This is a genomic window from Paenarthrobacter sp. NPDC092416 (assembly GCF_044755025.1).
Lineage (GTDB): Bacteria > Actinomycetota > Actinomycetes > Actinomycetales > Micrococcaceae > Arthrobacter.
Map to the genome: position 1 here is coordinate 38,570 of NZ_JBIVQG010000004.1, position 17,474 is coordinate 56,043.

14 protein-coding genes and 1 pseudogene are annotated in these 17,474 nt (G+C 63.1%); 10 read left to right on the forward strand and 5 right to left on the reverse strand.

Annotated features, from left to right (window positions below):
- Positions 1-50 precede the first annotated feature (50 nt).
- From ACIQC5_RS09775 to ACIQC5_RS09785, 3 genes are read left to right on the forward strand one after another with little or no spacing between them, the layout of a single operon-like run.
- Positions 51-836 (forward strand): ABC transporter ATP-binding protein, encoded by a 786-nt coding sequence (locus ACIQC5_RS09775; RefSeq protein WP_400281029.1) that lies wholly within the window; start codon positions 51-53, stop codon positions 834-836.
- A 17-nt stretch (positions 837-853) separates the two neighbouring features.
- Entirely contained in the window at positions 854-1,639 is a 786-nt protein-coding gene (locus tag ACIQC5_RS09780; protein WP_400281032.1) for a sulfite exporter TauE/SafE family protein, read from the forward strand.
- Between the two features lie 7 nt (positions 1,640-1,646).
- Positions 1,647-2,540, forward strand: coding sequence for a TrmH family RNA methyltransferase (locus ACIQC5_RS09785; protein ID WP_400281035.1), 894 nt, complete (start codon positions 1,647-1,649; stop codon positions 2,538-2,540).
- Positions 2,541-2,719: 179 nt separating this feature from the next.
- Here ACIQC5_RS09785 and ACIQC5_RS09790 read toward each other — a convergent pair whose 3' ends face one another.
- Positions 2,720-4,105 (reverse strand): NAD(P)-binding protein, encoded by a 1,386-nt coding sequence (locus ACIQC5_RS09790; protein ID WP_400281037.1) that lies wholly within the window; start codon positions 4,103-4,105, stop codon positions 2,720-2,722.
- A gap of 81 nt (positions 4,106-4,186) precedes the next feature.
- Between ACIQC5_RS09790 and ACIQC5_RS09795 the strand changes: the two are divergent.
- From ACIQC5_RS09795 to ACIQC5_RS09805, 3 genes and pseudogenes are all read left to right on the forward strand, one after another.
- Positions 4,187-4,318: pseudogene (locus tag ACIQC5_RS09795) on the forward strand (TrmH family RNA methyltransferase); the annotation flags it as partial.
- Between the two features lie 141 nt (positions 4,319-4,459).
- Positions 4,460-4,717 carry a type B 50S ribosomal protein L31 gene (locus ACIQC5_RS09800; protein ID WP_066275740.1) on the forward strand — a complete coding sequence of 86 codons (258 nt, stop codon included), beginning with the start codon at positions 4,460-4,462 and terminating at the stop codon, positions 4,715-4,717.
- 78 nt (positions 4,718-4,795) lie between these two features.
- Positions 4,796-5,905: a biotin/lipoate A/B protein ligase family protein gene (locus ACIQC5_RS09805; protein ID WP_400281699.1), complete on the forward strand. Its 1,110-nt coding sequence runs from the start codon at positions 4,796-4,798 to the stop codon at positions 5,903-5,905.
- Positions 5,906-5,927: 22 nt separating this feature from the next.
- Here ACIQC5_RS09805 and pepN read toward each other — a convergent pair whose 3' ends face one another.
- The gene (gene pepN, locus ACIQC5_RS09810; RefSeq protein WP_400281042.1) at positions 5,928-8,534 is read right to left on the reverse strand and encodes an aminopeptidase N; all 2,607 of its coding nucleotides are present in this window, start codon (positions 8,532-8,534) and stop codon (positions 5,928-5,930) included.
- Between the two features lie 4 nt (positions 8,535-8,538).
- Positions 8,539-9,585 (reverse strand): YeiH family protein, encoded by a 1,047-nt coding sequence (locus ACIQC5_RS09815; RefSeq protein ID WP_400281045.1) that lies wholly within the window; start codon positions 9,583-9,585, stop codon positions 8,539-8,541.
- Positions 9,586-9,697: 112 nt separating this feature from the next.
- On the opposite strand from ACIQC5_RS09815, the gene ACIQC5_RS09820 reads away from it, so the two are divergent.
- The 3 genes from ACIQC5_RS09820 to ACIQC5_RS09830 all read left to right on the forward strand — a co-directional run bounded on the left by ACIQC5_RS09820 (position 9,698) and on the right by ACIQC5_RS09830 (position 13,099).
- Entirely contained in the window at positions 9,698-11,254 is a 1,557-nt protein-coding gene (locus tag ACIQC5_RS09820) for a circularly permuted type 2 ATP-grasp protein (RefSeq protein ID WP_400281048.1), read from the forward strand.
- A gap of 70 nt (positions 11,255-11,324) precedes the next feature.
- Positions 11,325-12,251 (forward strand): alpha-E domain-containing protein, encoded by a 927-nt coding sequence (locus tag ACIQC5_RS09825; RefSeq protein ID WP_400281050.1) that lies wholly within the window; start codon positions 11,325-11,327, stop codon positions 12,249-12,251.
- A complete protein-coding gene (locus tag ACIQC5_RS09830) occupies positions 12,248-13,099 on the forward strand; it encodes a transglutaminase N-terminal domain-containing protein (protein ID WP_400281052.1) in 852 nt (283 codons plus the stop codon). Before ACIQC5_RS09825 ends, ACIQC5_RS09830 begins: the two co-directional genes overlap by 4 nt.
- 86 nt (positions 13,100-13,185) lie before the next feature.
- Here the strand turns inward: ACIQC5_RS09830 and ACIQC5_RS09835 are convergent, their stop codons facing one another.
- Both ACIQC5_RS09835 and glgC read right to left on the reverse strand, forming a co-directional pair.
- Positions 13,186-14,637 carry an SDR family NAD(P)-dependent oxidoreductase gene (locus ACIQC5_RS09835; RefSeq protein WP_400281055.1) on the reverse strand — a complete coding sequence of 484 codons (1,452 nt, stop codon included), beginning with the start codon at positions 14,635-14,637 and terminating at the stop codon, positions 13,186-13,188.
- A gap of 75 nt (positions 14,638-14,712) precedes the next feature.
- Positions 14,713-16,119, reverse strand: a complete 1,407-nt coding sequence (gene glgC, locus ACIQC5_RS09840; protein WP_400281058.1) for a glucose-1-phosphate adenylyltransferase — start codon at positions 16,117-16,119, stop codon at positions 14,713-14,715.
- Positions 16,120-16,218: 99 nt separating this feature from the next.
- Here glgC and glgA point away from each other — a divergent pair, with 99 nt between their 5' ends.
- On the forward strand, positions 16,219-17,415 hold the full coding sequence (gene glgA, locus ACIQC5_RS09845) for a glycogen synthase (protein ID WP_400281060.1): 1,197 nt from the start codon (positions 16,219-16,221) through the stop codon (positions 17,413-17,415).
- Positions 17,416-17,474 lie beyond the last annotated feature (59 nt).

The following is a 17,474-nucleotide window of genomic DNA, read 5'->3' on the forward strand; positions in this document are numbered from 1 at the left end:
CAAGTGACCGGTTATCAGTCATCTGTATTTTTGTCCTAGTGTCTACTGCTATGAGTGATGTTCTGGAATTGGCTTCCGTCAGCGTTGTCCGAGGCAAAAAGACCCTGCTGGACAAGGTTGACTGGCAGGTCAATGAAGGCGAACGCTGGGTCATCCTTGGACCCAACGGCGCCGGCAAGACCACCCTCCTCCAGATCGCGGCAGCACGACTGCACCCCAGCAGCGGCAAGGCCGGGATCCTCGACGAAACCCTCGGCCGCGTCGATGTGTTTGAGTTGCGTCCGCGGATTGGCCTTTCTTCTGCAGCCCTCGCCACCCAAATCCCGGAACACGAGAACGTGCTGAACGTCGTCGTGACCGCCGCTTATGGCGTGACCGGACGCTGGCGTGAAGGATACGAACGCGATGACGAGCGCCGCGCCTTTGGCCTCTTGAACGACTGGGGGATGGGACCACTGCTCAACAGGACGTTCGCCACGTTGTCCGAGGGAGAGCGCAAGCGCGTTCAGATTGCCCGAGCCCTTATGGCCGACCCCGAGCTGCTGTTGCTTGACGAACCAGCTGCCGGCCTGGACCTTGGCGGACGCGAAGAGCTGGTCCACAAACTGGGCGAACTCGCCAGCGATGAGGACGCACCGGCCATGGTCCTGGTCACCCACCACCTTGAGGAAGTCCCGCCTGGATTCACGCACGCAATGCTGCTGCGGGATGGCGGCGTCGTCGCGGCGGGTCCCATCAAGGAGGTCCTGACCGACGAGCACCTGTCCAACACCTTCGGGCTTTCCTTGGACGTCACTGAAAACTCCGGCCGCTACACGGCCACTGCCCGCCGCTAGGCCGGGGGACCCAAGAAATGGAGATCCTTAGCAGCATCCTGGTCTTTTTCGCGGGCTTGTGGGCCGGCACCATCAACGCGGTGGTCGGCTCCGGCACGCTCGTAACTTTCCCCGTACTCATTGCGCTCGGCGTTACCCCTGTGGTTGCGTCCATGAGCAATGCCATGGGTCTGGTGGCCGGCACGGCGGCGGGCGCATGGGGATACCGGCGGGAGTTGGCTGGCCGCGGCAGGCAGCTCATGAAGTTGCTGCCGGCGTCTCTATTGGGCGGCATCACCGGCGCGTGGTTACTGCTGCATCTGCCGGAGAAGGTCTTCCACTACGTAGCGCCTGTCCTGTTGGTGCTGGCGTTGTTGATGGTGCTGTTCCAGCCGAAATTGCAAACTTGGGTCCGGAGCCGTGAACAGAACCCGGAGCACGCCATTCGGGATCGTAGCCATGGCGTGCTGCTGGTGGTTCTCGTTTACCTCGCCGGTATCTATGGCGGCTATTTCGTGGCTGCCCAGGGCATCCTGCTGGTGGGAATCCTGGGTGTGTTCCTCACGGGAACCATGCAGAACGCGAATGCCATGAAGAACATCCTCGTGCTGGGTGTGAACATGGTGGCCGCAGTGTCCTACCTGATCTTCGCCTTCGATCGCATCAACTGGCTGGTGGTCCTCCTGATCGCGGTGAGTTCCACGATTGGCGGTCTCGTTGGCTCCAAAGTAGGCCGCAGGCTTTCTCCACGCGTCCTTCGGGCTGTCATCTTCACCCTCGGCATTGTGGCCTTGGGCGTCATGATCGCCAACCTGCTGAAATAATCCCGCGGTGACCTTCCACTATCTGGAGTCAGCCGACGATCCCCGGGTGACTGACTACACGACGCTGACCGACGTGCACCTCCGCAAGCTCCGCGAACCTGAGGAGGGCATGTACATCGCCGAGTCCTCTCGGGTGCTGCGTCGTGCACTCGCCGCCGGGCACCAGCCGCGGTCTTTCTTCCTCGCGGAGAAATGGCTGGAAGATCTCGACGACGTTTTCCAGGCCTATCCAGACGTTCCGGTGTTCATCGGCAAAGCTCCCCTGTTGGAAGAGATCACAGGGTTCCACCTGCACCGCGGAGCCATGGCTGCCATGCACCGGCCAGCCCCAGTACCCCTCCAGACACTGTTGGAGGGTGCGCAGCGGGTGGCCGTTCTGGAAGACATCGTGGACCACACCAATGTCAGTGGTTCCAAAGTACAAGGGCCGGATCGTTCTCATACGCCAGGACGATCAAGGATCGCGGTCCTTGAGAACCTTACCGACCACACAAATGTAGGCGCGATTTTCCGCAGCGTGGCAGCCATCGGCGTCGACGCCGTACTGGTCTCACCCCAGTGCGCCGACCCGCTATACCGACGCTCCATCCGCGTGTCGATGGGCACCGTGTTCCAGGTGCCGTGGACCCGCATCGAATCGTGGCCGGACGACCTCGAGGTCCTCAAGGAAGCAGGCTACTTCGTGGCCGGCATGTCGCTTGGCGAAGGTGCCATCACGCTTGATGACTTGGTAGCGCAAGATCATCCGCATCTGGCGCTGGTCTTCGGCACCGAGGGTGAGGGGTTGAGGCCTGAGACTGACCAGGTACTCGACGCGCGCGTAACAATTCCGATGATGAACGGCGTCGACTCGCTCAACGTCGCTGCCTCGTCGGCTGTTGCGTTCTACGCGACGAGGTAATGGCTGAGCGTGACTGCACCCACCCGACCGCGGTGTCAGGAGCAAATGAAGAGCTAGAGATGCCCTGGTGTCTGAGGTGAAACCTCAGGTCAGAGCACCATTTGCTGCCCAGGGGAAGGTGTGGGAGGGCAGCGCGAGTCCCACCGCCCATCAGCGATCGCCGGCCGACGATGGCCGGGTCACGCCGAGGCGATGAGGCGGGGGAGGTTGGAGAGCGCTCCGGCGGCATGGGCTCGGCTGCGCTCGCGAGCCTCGGGGATGCGTGGGTCGTCGGCGTAACGCTCCAGCTCGGAGAAAGGATACAGCCGGCTCGTGCGAGACCAGGCGGACACGGCCGGATGCTGGCCGCGTGACCGGGCGTTCGCCATCAGCGCGGCGTAGGCGCTGAGGAAGTCGACATTCCGATCCCAGAGGTGCAGCGGGCGGCACAGCTTGTTCTTCTGGTCATCGTCGTGGAGTTCTGCTTCGACGACGCCAAGCATCGCGTACTGGAACGAGACGGTGCCCCAGAACATCGGCTGAAGCGTGATGCGGCCAGGTTCGAAGATCGGACGAAGCGGCGGCCGGACGAGCCCCGACGCCGCGCAGTGGACGTGCAGTGTGTCGCGTGTCGTGGGGATGACACCGTCGTCGAGGATGATGCGGTCTCGCTCGACACTACGCACGTGACCGAGGCGGACGACATCCTCGATTTGCCGGAGGAGGGCGATCTCGGCTTCTCCGACGATCGCGCCGTGGAACATCGTGGGTGACACCGACGGATCGACCCGCAGCAGGATTTCCTGTTCGTCGAGCCGTGCGAAGAAATCGTCAACCGTCGTCGCTTGGGCCATGGCCTCGATCTGTGCGGTGTTCGCGACGTACTGGTCGACGACCAGGTCGTGCGGCTGCAGGTAGCGCCGATTCGGCCACCAGCCCTCGCGCGGTTTGATCCACGTGAGGTCGGCGGGATCCACACCCCGTTCGAGAAGCCACACACACGTGTCGAGGGCGGTTTTTCCCGCGCCGATCACGGTGATGTGTCCGGCCGGGTGGGCGAGTCGGGCGAGCCCACCGGTGGGGATGCAACGGACTCCCTCGGCCACGGAGAACGGCGGGGCGGAGGTGGCGGGGATGCGGCCCTCGAGATACCTGGCATCCACCACGCGGCGGCGCACTGTGACGGGCACGGTGCGCCCGTCCAGGCGGGAGACGATCCGACCCTCGTCAACGAAATCGCACTCGGGCAGGTAAACTACACGACCGGTCGGCAGGAAGACCCGCGTCATCGCTTCTTCGAAGTGCGCGCAGATCTCGCTCGGGCCGGCCAGCTCGTACATGCCTGCATTCGTGCCGCTGACGTCGCGCCTGTAGGCTCCGAATGGCACGGATTCGACGCCGTAGAGGTTGGCGGGCTGGTGCAGCCGAACGAACGGATATGCGTCCTGCCAGTGTCCCCCGGGTGCGTGCCGACGATCGACGATCGCGACCGTGGCATCCGAATGCGCGAGGATCCGGTCGGTGAAGACCATCCCCGCTGTCCCAGCGCCGACCACCAGATAGTCGGCTTCGATGCGCCCGCGCACGCACTCACAGTAACCCGGCCGGCTGCGCAGGGGAATCCCCCGGTGCGCAGGTACGCTCGGGCGGCCGCCCGACAGGTAATCGCCCGGTCTGCGCCTGAGACGCTTGCCGCCGTCGACCTCGCCGTCAAGATACCCATGCGTGGCGGCGTCGATTCGCTCAACGTCGCGGCCGCCTCGGCGGTGGCGTGCTGGGAGCTTCGCCCGCACGGCTGAGCTTGGTTCGTCTGGCCTACCCGTTTCCGCTATGATTGGTTGTTGGCCCGGCAGCTGAAATTTCTACACTGCAGCAACGGACCACCTCCATTCATACCTGGCAGCTGGCAAAATCCAGTTGCGCGAACAAAAGGTCCCATTATGAAGTCTGATATCCACCCGAAGTACGAAGCTGTTGTATTCAACGACCTGGCTTCCGGCACGAAGTTCCTGACCAAGTCGACTGTGTCTTCCTCGAAGACCATCGAATGGGAAGACGGAAACACCTACCCGGTTATCGACGTCGAAATCTCTTCGGAGTCCCACCCGTTCTACACGGGCAAGCAGCGCATCATGGACTCCGCTGGCCGCGTCGAGCGCTTCAACGCTCGCTTCAAGGGCTTCGGCGGCAAGAAGTAATTCACTTCACCCCAAGGCTTTCGAAAGCCCGCATTGCTGGAATTTCCGGCAATGCGGGCTTTTGCGTTTTCCGGCAAGATGGAAGCCATGACTTCCCACCCGGCTCCGGAAATACCAACCAACGACGGCGGCAGCCGCCTACACGGCGAATTCAAGGTTCCCGGCGGCAAACTGGTGGTGGTCGACCTGGAGGTCAAGGATGGCCGGTTCGCCAACGTGTCATTGAGCGGAGACTTCTTCCTCGAACCCGATGAAGCCCTGGTGGACATCAATGCAGCCCTGACAGACCTCTCCGCGGACCTGTCAGCTGCAGACATTGCCGCTGCCGTTGCCGCAGGCCTGCCCGAGGGGGCCACACTGTTCGGGTTCTCGGCGGAGGCGGTAGCTGTCACCGTTCGCAGGGCACTCTCCAAGGCGACAGGATGGGCGGACCACCCGTGGGAGTTGATCCCGCCGAGCGTCCTGCCAACGCAGGTGAACGTCGCCCTTGACGAGGTCCTCACCGAGGAAGTGGGCGCGGGGCGACGCAACCCCACGCTGAGGTTCTGGGACTGGGAGGAACCATCGGTAGTGATCGGCAGCTTCCAGTCGGTCCGCAACGAGGTTGACCCGGAGGGCGTTGCCCGGCATGGCGTCACCGTGGTGCGCCGTATCAGCGGAGGCGGGGCCATGTTCATGGAAGCCGGCAACTGCATCACGTATTCCCTCTACATCCCGCAAACTCTTGTAGATGGCATCAGCTTCGCCGACTCCTACGCCTTCCTGGACGCCTGGGTCATGGCTGCGCTGGAAAAACTCGGCATCACTGCTTTCTATGTTCCCCTCAACGACATCGCAACCGATCAAGGCAAGATCGGCGGCGCTGCGCAGAAGCGGCTCGCGAACGGGGGCATGCTGCATCACGTCACCATGAGCTATGACATCGACGCCGACAAAATGGTGGACGTCTTGCGGATCGGCAAGGAGAAGCTCTCCGACAAGGGCACCCGCAGTGCCAAGAAGCGGGTAGACCCGTTGCGCCGCCAGACCGGGTTGGCCCGCTCCGCGATCATCCAGGCCATGCAGGAAGTCTTCGCGGAGCGGTACGGCGCCCAGGAATCCCGGCTATCCGCCGAGGAACTGGCGGAGGCCAGGAGCCGGGTGGAGACAAAGTTCGGCACGGAGGAATGGCTGTACAGGGTTCCCTGAGCGCCACTTCCCCGACCGCGAATCAGCTTCGTGCGGCCTGGGCCGTGAGGGCACGGAACAGATGGCTGCGTTGCTCGATCACAATGCGGCGTAGTCCGCGGGGCGCCTCGGTGTGCGCCCGCAGCCATTCGTCGGTCTGCACCAACACCGGATGATCGGTGGGCTTCAGACCATCGCCCAGGTCCTGCGCAGCAGGGTAGAGCCCGCGGACGATCCTGGCGGCAATTTCGATGCTGCGCTCGGCCCAGACACGCTCCAGGCATTCGAAATAGGAATCCGTGTAGGGCTGCAGGAGGACCAACGGCGCCGTGGTGAAGCCGCTGATCGTGGCGGTGAGGATTTCGTTGGAAAGCCCTGTGCCCATGACTGCGGCATCCCAAGCTGCGGCCTTGACGGCGGCGTCGGGGCGTGCGGCGGAAGCCGTGGCGTGGCCTTCCCTGCCGGATGCGGTCCGGTCATTGGCAAGCTCTGCGTCGAGTTCGCCCTGCGTCGCCTGCCCGTGGGCGGCCAGTGCTTGCCACAGGCTCCAGCGGAGGTCTGCGTCCACCGCAAGACCCTCCACCACCCTGCTGCCGTCCAGCAGGCCACGCAGCAGCGGTAGCTGGCTGTCACCGTGCCTTGACACGTCGGCCAGTGTCCTTGCCCAGGCCAGCTGCTGGTCAGAACCGGCCGCGGCCGCCTGCAGCTGCGCCGCTGCGACCGCGAGGAAGTCTTTACGGACTGCGTCCCGTGCGCCGGCGGGCACAAAGCGTTCGATTGCGCTGGCCGCGTTGCCCAGGACGTTCAGGAGCACGCCAATGCCGGTCTCCGTCGGGGCGAACTGCTCGACGGCGGTCACGTACCGTGCCGCTGGGGTGACACCGTCGCGGGCAGAATCCCAGAGCGCAGTCCAGCACAGTGCCCTGGCCATGGGGTCCTGGATCTTGGCCAGGGAGGTCCGGACTGTATCTTCCGACGTCGGATCGAGCCGGACCTTGGCGTAGCTGAGGTCGTCATCGTTAATGAGAAGCAATGCCGGACGCGGCTTCCCGTCCAGCTCAGTGACCAGCGTGCTGGGTCCGGCGACGTCCACCTCGATGCTTTCGGTCCGGACCAGGTTGCCGGCCGAATCGGCGTCGTAGAGGCCCAGGCGTAACCGGTGTGGGCGGAGTTCCTGTTTGCCCGTGATGGGGTCAACGGCGTCCTGCAGGAGCGTGACGGCCCCGAGCTTATGGCCGTCCTCGACGATATCGGCCGAAATGGTGGAGATCCCGGAGGTCTGCAGCCATTGTCCGGCCCACGCGGAAAGATCCCGGCCGGACGCCGCACTCAAGGCCCCAAGAAGGTCGCCCAGGGAGGTGTTGCCGAATTCGTGGTCGCGGAAGTATTGCCGCGAACCTGCGATGAAAGCGTCGAAGCCCACGTAGGCCACCAGTTGCTTCAGCACCGAGGCGCCCTTGGCGTACGTGATGCCATCAAAGTTCTGCTTGGCTGCCTCAAGATCCGGGATGTCAGCGACAATTGGATGCGTTGTGGGCAATTGGTCCTGGAGGTACGCCCAGGCTTTGCGCTTGTTGGCAAAGTTCACCCACGCGGTGTCCCAGTCGGTGGCCCGGTCCACGCCCAGGGTGCCCATGTAGTCCGCGAAAGACTCTTTGAGCCATAGGTCATCCCACCAGTTCATGGTGACGAGGTCACCGAACCACATGTGCGCCATCTCGTGCATGAGGGTGTTCGCCCGGGCCTGGTACTGGGCATCCGTGGCCCGCGAGGCGTACACGTACTTTTCGGTGAACGTCACCAGACCCGGGTTCTCCATGGCGCCGAGGTTGTATTCGGGTACAAACGCTTGATCATATTTGCCCCACGGGTAGGGGTAATCGAAAAGGTCGTTGAAGAATGCCAAGCCGCTCTTGGTCAACCGGAACAGTTCATCGGGGTCGAATGATTCCGCCAAAGAGGCCCGGCAGTAAAGTGCCAGCGGCACCTCAAGGCGGGTGTCGTCGTCGAGCGTTACTCCCCAATGATCCGTGGCCTTGAAGTAGGGGCCGGCCAGGACGGTGGTGATGTACGTGGACATCCGCTTGGTGGTGGCGAAATCCCATTTCGCGGCACGAGGGTCATCGGCCAGGGGAGTGCGGGCTGACTCGACGCCATTGGAGGCGACCTCCCAACCAACGGGAGCAATGACATGAAACGTAAATTCAGCTTTGAGGTCCGGCTGTTCAAAGTTGGCGAACACCCGCCGGCTATCGGCCGGTTCGTACTGCGTATACAGGTAGCACTGCCCGTCGGCAGGATCCACGAACCGGTGCATGCCCTCACCGGACCGGCTGTAGAGCGCGGTTCCAGTCACTGTCACGACGTTTTCAGGGGCCAGGCCTTCCAGGACAATCCTGTCGCGATCCACCACTTTCCCAACGTCCAAGGACTGCCCGTTGAGCACAACGCTGTGCACGGCACCGCTGATGAAATCCAGGAAGGTTGCGGCGCCGGGTTCGGCCGAGAAGGTGATGGCACTGGTACTCGGATAGCCGGCAACTGCGGGATCCGCCGCGTTCCGGACATCCACGGTGACGTCGTAGCTATGGGTGGTGATCAGGGCTGAACGGGTAGCGGCTTCATCGCGCGACAGATTGTGATTCGACACACAGCTATCTAATCATGATCCACGTGGCACCCAGTCCGAGGGTGGCGATCAGGAACCACGACGCGAGGGCCACCAGGGCTGCGCGGCCGCCGGTGTGGATCAGGGTGCGGATCCGCACTGCGGACCCCAACCCAAAGAGCGCCGTCGCCAGGAGCACGTCCTGTACGCCCGCCGCCACCTCCAGGGCGACGGGCGGCGCCCAGCCCAAGGAGCGGACCCCCACCATGGCGATGAAGCCGAGCACGAACAACGGGACGATCGGCGGAAACTTGCCGTCAACGTCGTCGTTGCCCGACGTGCCGTTGGAGCGCTGCCTGAGGTGGCTGAAGCGCTGCTGCAACCCGGCTGCTGCCGCTATGGGCGCCAGCAGCACAACGCGGGTTAGTTTCACGACGACGGCGACAGCCAGTGCCGCGGGCCCCGCGGTTTGCGCCGTGGCCACCACTTGACCTACGTCATGCACGGAAGCGCCGGTCCATGCGCCGAATTGCTCGGGGTTCAGGCCCAATGGGTGCATGAGCAGGGGGAGGATGCCGATGGCCAACGTTCCGCACAGGGTCACCAGCGCCACGGGCAGCACAGTGTCCTGATGCTTGATGCGGCGAACCGCGGCCATGGCGCCGATCGCCGAAGCCCCGCAGATGGAAAAACCCGTAGCTATCAGCAACGCAGCTTCGCCTGGCAACCGCAGCAGCCGGGCGAAGCCGTACGTTCCGGCGAAGCTGAGCAGCACCACTCCGGCGATCAGGACCAGTGACAGCCAACCGAGTCCCAGGACATCCATGATGCTGACTTTGAGTCCCAAGAGGACAATGCCGCCGCGCATGAGGTGCTTACCGGCGAAGTCGAGGCCCGCACGGGCGCGTCCCGCAGTCCACACGGCGGTGCCCGGTATATTTGCTGAGAGCAGGCCTAGCGCCACAGCAACCGTCATGGCCGGGATAGCCGGAATAACGGCGTGGATGGCAAAGGCAAGCCCCGACGCGGCAATGGCCAGCACCAGTCCGGGCCCCAGCCGGGACAGTTGGGGCACAGGTCTGTTGAAGGGCATGCCTCCACCCTGCCGGATCAGGGTGTGGAAAGGCGAACCGGACAGCGTCCGGAAACCGCGACACAATCAGTGCGTAATGCGCTCGACTCAAAAAGGTGATTGTCTAATTCCCATGTCTGACCTATTCCAGGATTACTCCGAGGCAGCCGCACGCAGCGGTGCCTACGACGAGATGTTCACCCCAGGCCAAGCTGCCCGAAAATCCTACGGTCAGGTTGCCGGTGCTTTGCGCGAGCTTTCGTTGGCCGATGTCACGGCCCGCGCGGACTCCATGGCGCGTACGTTCCTTGATCGGGGTGTGACGTTCGATTATGCGGGGGAGGAGCGTCCGTTCCCGTTGGATATCGTTCCGCGCGTCATTCCGGCCGATGAGTGGGATGTGATGGAGCGCGGTGTCGCGCAGCGGGTCAAGGCTTTGGAGGCGTTCCTGAATGATGTCTATGGCCGGATGGCCGTGGTGTCGGACGGGGTTATTCCGCGTCAATTGATCACCACGAGCGCGCATTTCCACCGTGCCGTGCACGGTTTTGAGCCCTCGGGCGGGGTGCGCGTGCACGTCTCGGGCATTGACGTTGTGCGTGATGCCGCGGGCACTTTCCGGGTGTTGGAGGATAACGTGCGTGTTCCTTCCGGCGTCAGCTACGTCCTGGAAAACCGCCGGGCCATGGCCAAGGGACTGCCGGAGGCCTTCGGGCAGCAGCACATCCGGCCGGTGGAGGAATATCCGCGCAGGCTCTTGTCCGCCTTGCGCAAGACCGCGCCGTCGGGGGTGGACGATCCCACCGTGGTCGTCCTGACGCCCGGGGTGTTCAACAGCGCCTATTTCGAGCACACCCTTTTGGCTGGTCTCATGGGTGTGGAGCTCGTGGAAGGCCGCGACCTGATTTGCCGTGGCAACCGGGTGTACATGCGGACCACGGCCGGTGAGCAGCGCGTGGATGTGATCTACAAGCGCATCGATGACGACTTCCTCGATCCTTTGCAGTTCCGCTCGGATTCCATGCTCGGCTGTCCCGGCCTGGTCAACGCTGCCCGCGCCGGCGGTGTGACTATCGCCAACGCCGTGGGCAACGGCGTCGCCGATGACAAGCTCGTGTACAGTTACGTGCCTGACCTGATCCGGTACTACCTTCACGAAGAGCCCATCATTGCCAACGTCGACACTTTCCGGCTTGAGGAAAAGGAAGCCCGGGAGCACGTCCTGGATCGATTGGATGAACTGGTGGTGAAGCCCGTGGACGGCTCCGGCGGCAAGGGCCTGGTCATTGGGCCGGACGCTTCCAAGGACGAACTCGAGGCCCTCCGTAAGCGCGTGATTGCCGATCCCCGCGGTTGGATTGCCCAGCCGGTCCTGCAGCTCTCCACGGTACCTACGCTCTCCGGCGACAAGTTCGGTCCCCGGCACGTGGACCTGCGTCCCTTCGCTGTCAACGACGGCGACGACGTCTGGGTCCTGCCGGGCGGCCTGACCCGGGTGGCGCTGAAGGAAGGTTCGCTGATTGTGAACTCCAGCCAGGGCGGTGGTTCCAAGGACACCTGGGTACTGGCCGACTCACCGCAGATGCCGGCCGAGCTGATCCCGCGCCAATCTGTCACCGTCCGCGAGCAGGTCTCGGTATGGCCGGTTGAAAGCAACTGGCGAGACCGCCAGACGGAGCAGCAGCAGTGAACCCGGCAGCAATTGCCGGACCGCAACCCATTGAACTTCGACAAGCACCACGCGAAGGAGGCACAGTTCCATGCTGAGCCGTATTGCTGAGTCACTCTTCTGGATCGGACGCTATGTAGAGCGTGCCGACGGGACCGCCAGGATCCTCGACGTACACCTGGAGCGACTGAACCACCTTCCCCTCGAGGAACAGCGCAGCGTTGCGCGGGAACTCCTCGCCGTCATGGGCGCACGGCCGCAGAGCGAAGACTTCGGCCTGCCCGAATTGCTGCATGCCTTGGCTTATGACAAGCAGAGTGCATCGTCGATCGCCGGATCGCTTGGGGCCGCCCGTGAGAACGCGCGCCGTGCCCGGGAGACCGTATCCCAGTCCCTGTGGGAGAGCCTCAACACCACGTATTACGGGCTTAACCAGCACCGCAAGGACGTTGTGGGAACGTACCGGTTCTGCAACTGGGTCCTTGAACGGACCGCCATGGTCCGGGGCCTCGCTGACACCACTGTGAGCCACGATGAGAGCTGGCTGTTCATGGTCCTCGGCCGCTCCCTTGAGAGGGCGGATATGACTGCCCGCATGTTGTCCACGCGAGACGTCCAGTCGGCCGGCATGTCGTGGGTGAACATGTTGCGCTGCGCCGGAGCCTACGAGTCCTTCATCCGGACACGTCGTGCCGCGTTTGGCGACCAGCACGCAGCGGAGTTCCTGCTCCTTGACCGATTGTTCCCGCGATCCATCGTGTACGCGCTGCGTGATGCTGATGAGTGCCTGGCGAAACTGGACCCTTCGGCCCAGCGTGTCGGCTTCATCAATGATGCCAGGCGCATCGTCGGCCAGGCCCGCACCTTCCTTGAGTTCCACCGGACCGATGACCTGATGGCAGAACTGCCTGAGCACATGGAACGTGTGCAAAAGGCAGTCACGCAGGCCTCGGACGCGATTTCCCGTAAGTACTTCAATCAGGCGGACGAGCATGCCTGGGTGGGAGAAGTTTCATGACCCGGCTGAGCATTGTTCACAAGACTGCCTACAAGTACAACCGCCGCGTGACGTTGTCGTACAACGAGGCCCGGATGACGCCCCTCACCGACTCGCAGCAGGTGGTCCTTGAGTCCTCGCTGAAGGTCTCGCCGTCGCAGGCTGCCGTCAGCACTTACCGGGACTACTGGGGTACCAGGGTCACGGCCTTCGACATGCAGATGCCCCATGAGAGTCTTGAGGTCCTGGCCACGGCAACAGTTGAGGTACACCGTACCGAGCGTGTGGCCACTGCAGAGGACATCGTTGGGTGGGACGTCCTGGCTTCGGAAAAGGTGCTGGATGAATTCAGCGACTGGCTCCCGCAGTCCCGCCTCAGCGGACCCGGCGATGAAGTGCTCGGAATCATTCCCGGTGTAGTTGAGGGGAAGAACCCGCACGAAGCTGCGATGGCGGTTTTCGCCTGGATGGCGGGGGAGATGACCTACATGAAGGGCACCACCGGCGTCACCACGAATGCAGAACAGGCATGGTCGCAGCGCCAGGGTGTGTGCCAGGACCTTGCCCACCTCGCGATCGGCGCCCTGCGGAGCAGAGGCATCCCGGCACGCTACGTTTCCGGGTACATCCACCCCCGCTCATCTGCTGACATCGGTGAAACCGTGGCCGGGCAATCGCACGCGTGGTTGGAGTGGTGGGACGGTGAATGGCGCAGCTGGGATCCAACCAACCACAAGCCGGCCGGCGACTATCACGTCACCGTGGCCAGGGGCAGGGATTACCGGGACGTTCCGCCCTTGAAAGGCATCTTGTCCGGCGGGGGTGGCTCCGGCCTCACAGTGACCGTGGAGATCACCCGCCTGGCCTAAGGGCGTGTGAATGCAGTTGAGGCCCCCAAGAAGACTTGGGGGCCTCAACTGTGCTTACGGCGTCGAATCTCTACCAGGCCGAATCTTTACCAGGGAGACGGCTTGTAGTCCTTAAGGAAGACGCCATATTGATCTTCGCCGTTTTCGCCCATGACGATGGGATCGTAGACACGGGCTGCGCCGTCTACCAGGTCCAAGGGCGCGTGGAAGCCTTCCTCCATGAGCCGGACTTTGGTGTAATGAGGACGTTCATCGGTGATCCAGCCTGTATCCACAGCCGTCATGAGGATGCCATCAGCGTCCAACATTTCCTGCGCGCTGGTACGCGTCATCATGTTCAACGCGGCCTTGGCCATGTTGGTGTGTGGGTGGCCCGGGCCCTTGTAGGCACGCGAGAATTGGCCTTCCATGGCCGAGACGTTCACGATGTACTTGCGCCGGGCCGTTGACCGCTTCATGGCACCCCTGAGCCTGCTGACCAACAGGAACGGAGCCGTGACGTTGCAGAGCTGAACCTCGAGCATTTCGAGTGGATCCACCTCGTCCACCACCTGTGTCCAACTGTTGATCGTGGCGAGGTCTGGAACCAATCCGCCGGCGTCTATTGCTGTCCCGGATTCAATGCGCGCCAAAGAGGCAGAACCGGTGGAGAGCGCCAGCGAAGTAATGGCGTCGCCTGCCAGGACCGGATGTTCGGTGACACTGCTTGCCAGAGCCAAAGGATGTTTGTCGTGGGCATGGCCGAAGGTTACAAGTTCCGGGCCGCCATTGGCCGCTTCAAGTTCAGCGGGCAGCGGTTCGTCCTCGGCGTCAACCAACGGCTTGTAAGCGTTGCCTGAGCGCCGTACGGTCTGCGCAGCATTGTTGATGATGATGTCAAGGGGGCCGGCCTCGTTCAGGGAATCTGTCAGGGCCATAACCTGTGACGGGTCGCGGAGGTCGATCCCCACAATCCGCAAGCGGTGCAGCCACTCGGCGCTGTCTTCCATGGCCGCGAAACGTCGGGCAGCATCCTTCGGGAAGCGCGTGGTAATGGTGGTGTGGGCGCCGTCCCGGAGCAGTCGCAAGGCGATGTACATGCCGATCTTCGCGCGCCCACCGGTCAACAGGGCCCTGCGGCCTGTGAGGTCGGTGCGGGCGTCACGTTTGCTGTGGCTGAATGCAGCGCATTCAGGGCAAAGCTGGTGGTAGAACGCGTCCACCTGGGTGTAGTGCGTCTTGCAGATGTAGCACGGGCGGGAGCGGATCAAGTGGCCGGCGATCTCGCCGGTGGCTGACGGTGCCAACTTGTTGCCACGCGTTTCGTCATCAATCCGGTCCGGGGCCGCCGTGGCCGTCTGGGCAATAACAGCCCGGTCGGCTTCAGCAATAAGGTCGCGCTTGGTGACTCGACGGTGGCGCTTGACGGCCTTGAACATCTTGCCGGTGGCACGACGGACTGCAATGTAGTCCGGGTGCTCCTCGTCGTAGACGTGGATCGTGGTCAGAACCTTGAGGCAGGCCTGGATCTCTTCAGGCGTCAGATCGGTGGAGCTCATTGACCTGATTTTACAGCCTTGGGAGCCCGCGGCCTGCCTCGGGTTCTGCCAGCGTCACGGCTGGTCAACCATCAATCAGCGGGAGGCGCCTTGGGTGGCGGCGTCCACGGCACGGGCCTGAAGTCCGGCGGCAACCTTTTCAGCGGAGTCCCGGATCTCCGGGTCATCCTGCGTCGCTGCTTTGAGGGCTTCCGGCAGGCTGCGTCGGTACTCAGCGGACAATGCCAGTTCGGCCTCGCCGGGCTCAGGAACCAGCTGTCCCTTTGCAAGGACGGTGATGCCCGATTCGGTGACTTTGTATCCGCGGGCCTTGTCCAGGGCCGGGTCCAGTCCAATCGCGGCGCCTGCAGGAACCTTGACGTTCTTGTCCAGGATTGCGCGCTTGATCACGGCGCCTTCACCCACCCGGACCTTATCCATCAGGACCGAATCCTGAACACGGCTTCCGGCTGCAACGAAAACGTCGTTGGACAACACTGAGCCTTCCACGATGCCGCCTGAGATGACCACGCCACTCGCCACGATCGAATCCAGCGCAGTACCCACCGTGCTGTTTTCTCCACGGACGAACTTTGCCGGCGGGGAAATGCTCTGGCGGGTGTAGATGGGCCACTCGGAGTTGTAGAGATTGAAGACAGGCACGGGGGAGATGAGGTCAACGTGCGCGTCGTAGAACGAGTCGATGGTGCCTACGTCCCGCCAGTAGGTGCGGTCGCGTTCGGTGGCGCCGGGGATGTCGTTGAGCGTGAAGTCGTAGACTCCCGCTTCACCCTTGTCCACGAAGTAAGGAATGATGTCGCCACCCATGTCGTGCTTGGTGTCCAGGCGCTCGGCGTCGACATGCAATGCCTCAACCAGGGCGTCGGCGTCGAAGACGTAGTTACCCATGGAGGCCAGGAACTGGGTGGGATCCGCGGCGAGCCCGGGAGTGCTCGCCGGCTTTTCGACGAACGCTGCAATCTTCTGGGGATCGTTCTGGTCGACTTCGATCACACCAAACTGGTTCGCCATGTTCAGCGGCTGGCGGACGGCCGCCACAGTGGCCTTGGCGCCGCTGGCGATGTGCTGCTCCACCATTTGCGAGAAGTCCATGCGGTACACGTGGTCCGCGCCCACCACAACCACGATGTCCGGAGCGTCGTCGTGGATCAGGTTCAAGGACTGATAGATGGCGTTGGCACTGCCAAGGAACCAGCTCTTGCCCACGCGCTGCTGCGCGGGAACCGAAGCTACATACCGGCCCAACTGCGTGGACATGCGCCACGTCTCAGAGATGTGGCGGTCAAGGCTGTGTGATTTGTACTGCGTCAAAACGACGATTCTTAAATACCCGGAATTGACAAGATTCGATAGTGCAAAGTCAATTAGCCTGTATCCTCCGGCAAACGGCACAGCGGGCTTGGCCCGGTCTGCCGTCAGTGGCATGAGGCGGTTGCCTTCGCCGCCAGCCAATACGATTGCCAAAACTTTCTTCAACGCCATGGTCGTCGCTCCCCGTACGTCTTCGTAGCCCCCAAAAGTCCGATTTTCCGGACTCTTTCACACTAGAACACATACGCCGGAACGACTACGTTGGGTAGCGTGCGAATAGACATTGTGACTAAAGAATTCCCTCCGGAAATTTATGGCGGTGCCGGTGTCCACGTTGCCGAGCTCAGCCGCGTGCTGGCCCAGCACGTTGACCTTCATGTTCGGGCGTTCGGCGCGCCGCGTGATGCCGACTACCACGGGGCAACCGTGGCGTCCTATGCTTCTCCCGAAGATCTCGCCGATGCCAACGCGGCCATCCAGACACTCGGCGTCGATCTTCGGATCGTTCCGGACATCGCGGGGGCAGATCTTGTCCACTCGCACACCTGGTACGCGAACATGGCGGGCCACCTTGCCTCGCTGTTACACGGCATCCCGCATGTGCTCAGCGCCCACAGCCTCGAACCCCTGCGCCCGTGGAAGGCCGAACAGCTCGGCGGCGGTTACGCCTTGTCGTCGTGGGTGGAGAAGACCGCGTATGAAGCCGCAGCGGCGATCATCGCTGTGTCGGACGGCATGCGTCAGGACATCCTGCGCAGCTACCCGGACGTAGACCCGGACAAGGTCCGTGTAGTGCACAACGGCATTGACGTTTCCCTCTGGGAACGCGACGAGGAAGACGACGCAATCCGCGCGCTTGGCATCGATCCCGCCAAGCCCAGCGTTGTGTTCGTGGGCCGTAACACGCGGCAGAAGGGCGTTCCGTACCTGCTCCGTGCCGCGTCCAGCCTGCCGGCGGACGTGCAGCTGGTGCTGTGCTTGGGAGCTGCGGACACACCCGAGCTGGCAGCAGAAACCGCCCGCCTGATCGAGGAACTCCAGAACAAGCGCCAGGGTGTCATCCTGATCGAGCGGATGCTCCCGCGCAAGGAACTCATCCAGGTCCTCAGCCACGCCACGGCATTCGCCTGCCCGTCCATCTACGAACCCCTGGGCATCGTCAACCTGGAGGCCATGGCGTGCGGCGCAGCCGTGGTGGCCAGCGCCACTGGTGGTATCCCCGAGGTTGTCCAGCACGGCGAGACCGGCTTGCTGGTGGAGTTGGAGCAGGTTACAGACGGCACCGGGACCCCTTTGGATCCAGAGAAGTTCGTGAGCGACTTCGCCGCTGCCTTGAACGAGGTAGTAGCAGACCCCGCTCGCGCCAGGAAGATGGGCGCGGCAGGTCGACGCCGCGCCGAGGAGCATTTCTCGTGGGAGTCCATCACCGAAACCACCCTTGAGGTGTACCGCTCAGTCCTTCGCTGACCAGCGCACCCGAGCGTCACTCAAGCAGCAGAACGACGACGGCGCCGCCCCCTTTGGTG

Bases quoted from the DNA above. Each gene is read 5' to 3' on its own strand.
- ACIQC5_RS09830 (WP_400281052.1), top strand. From the start codon at position 12,248: ATGACCCGGCTGAGCATTGTTCACAAGACTGCCTACAAGTACAACCGC.
- ACIQC5_RS09835 (WP_400281055.1), bottom strand. From the start codon at position 14,637: ATGAGCTCCACCGATCTGACGCCTGAAGAGATCCAGGCCTGCCTCAAG.
- ACIQC5_RS09820 (WP_400281048.1), top strand. From the start codon at position 9,698: ATGTCTGACCTATTCCAGGATTACTCCGAGGCAGCCGCACGCAGCGGT.
- ACIQC5_RS09825 (WP_400281050.1), top strand. From the start codon at position 11,325: ATGCTGAGCCGTATTGCTGAGTCACTCTTCTGGATCGGACGCTATGTA.
- glgC (WP_400281058.1), bottom strand. From the start codon at position 16,119: ATGGCGTTGAAGAAAGTTTTGGCAATCGTATTGGCTGGCGGCGAAGGC.
- ACIQC5_RS09775 (WP_400281029.1), top strand. From the start codon at position 51: ATGAGTGATGTTCTGGAATTGGCTTCCGTCAGCGTTGTCCGAGGCAAA.
- ACIQC5_RS09815 (WP_400281045.1), bottom strand. From the start codon at position 9,585: ATGCCCTTCAACAGACCTGTGCCCCAACTGTCCCGGCTGGGGCCCGGA.
- ACIQC5_RS09800 (WP_066275740.1), top strand. From the start codon at position 4,460: ATGAAGTCTGATATCCACCCGAAGTACGAAGCTGTTGTATTCAACGAC.
- ACIQC5_RS09805 (WP_400281699.1), top strand. From the start codon at position 4,796: ATGGAAGCCATGACTTCCCACCCGGCTCCGGAAATACCAACCAACGAC.
- ACIQC5_RS09780 (WP_400281032.1), top strand. From the start codon at position 854: ATGGAGATCCTTAGCAGCATCCTGGTCTTTTTCGCGGGCTTGTGGGCC.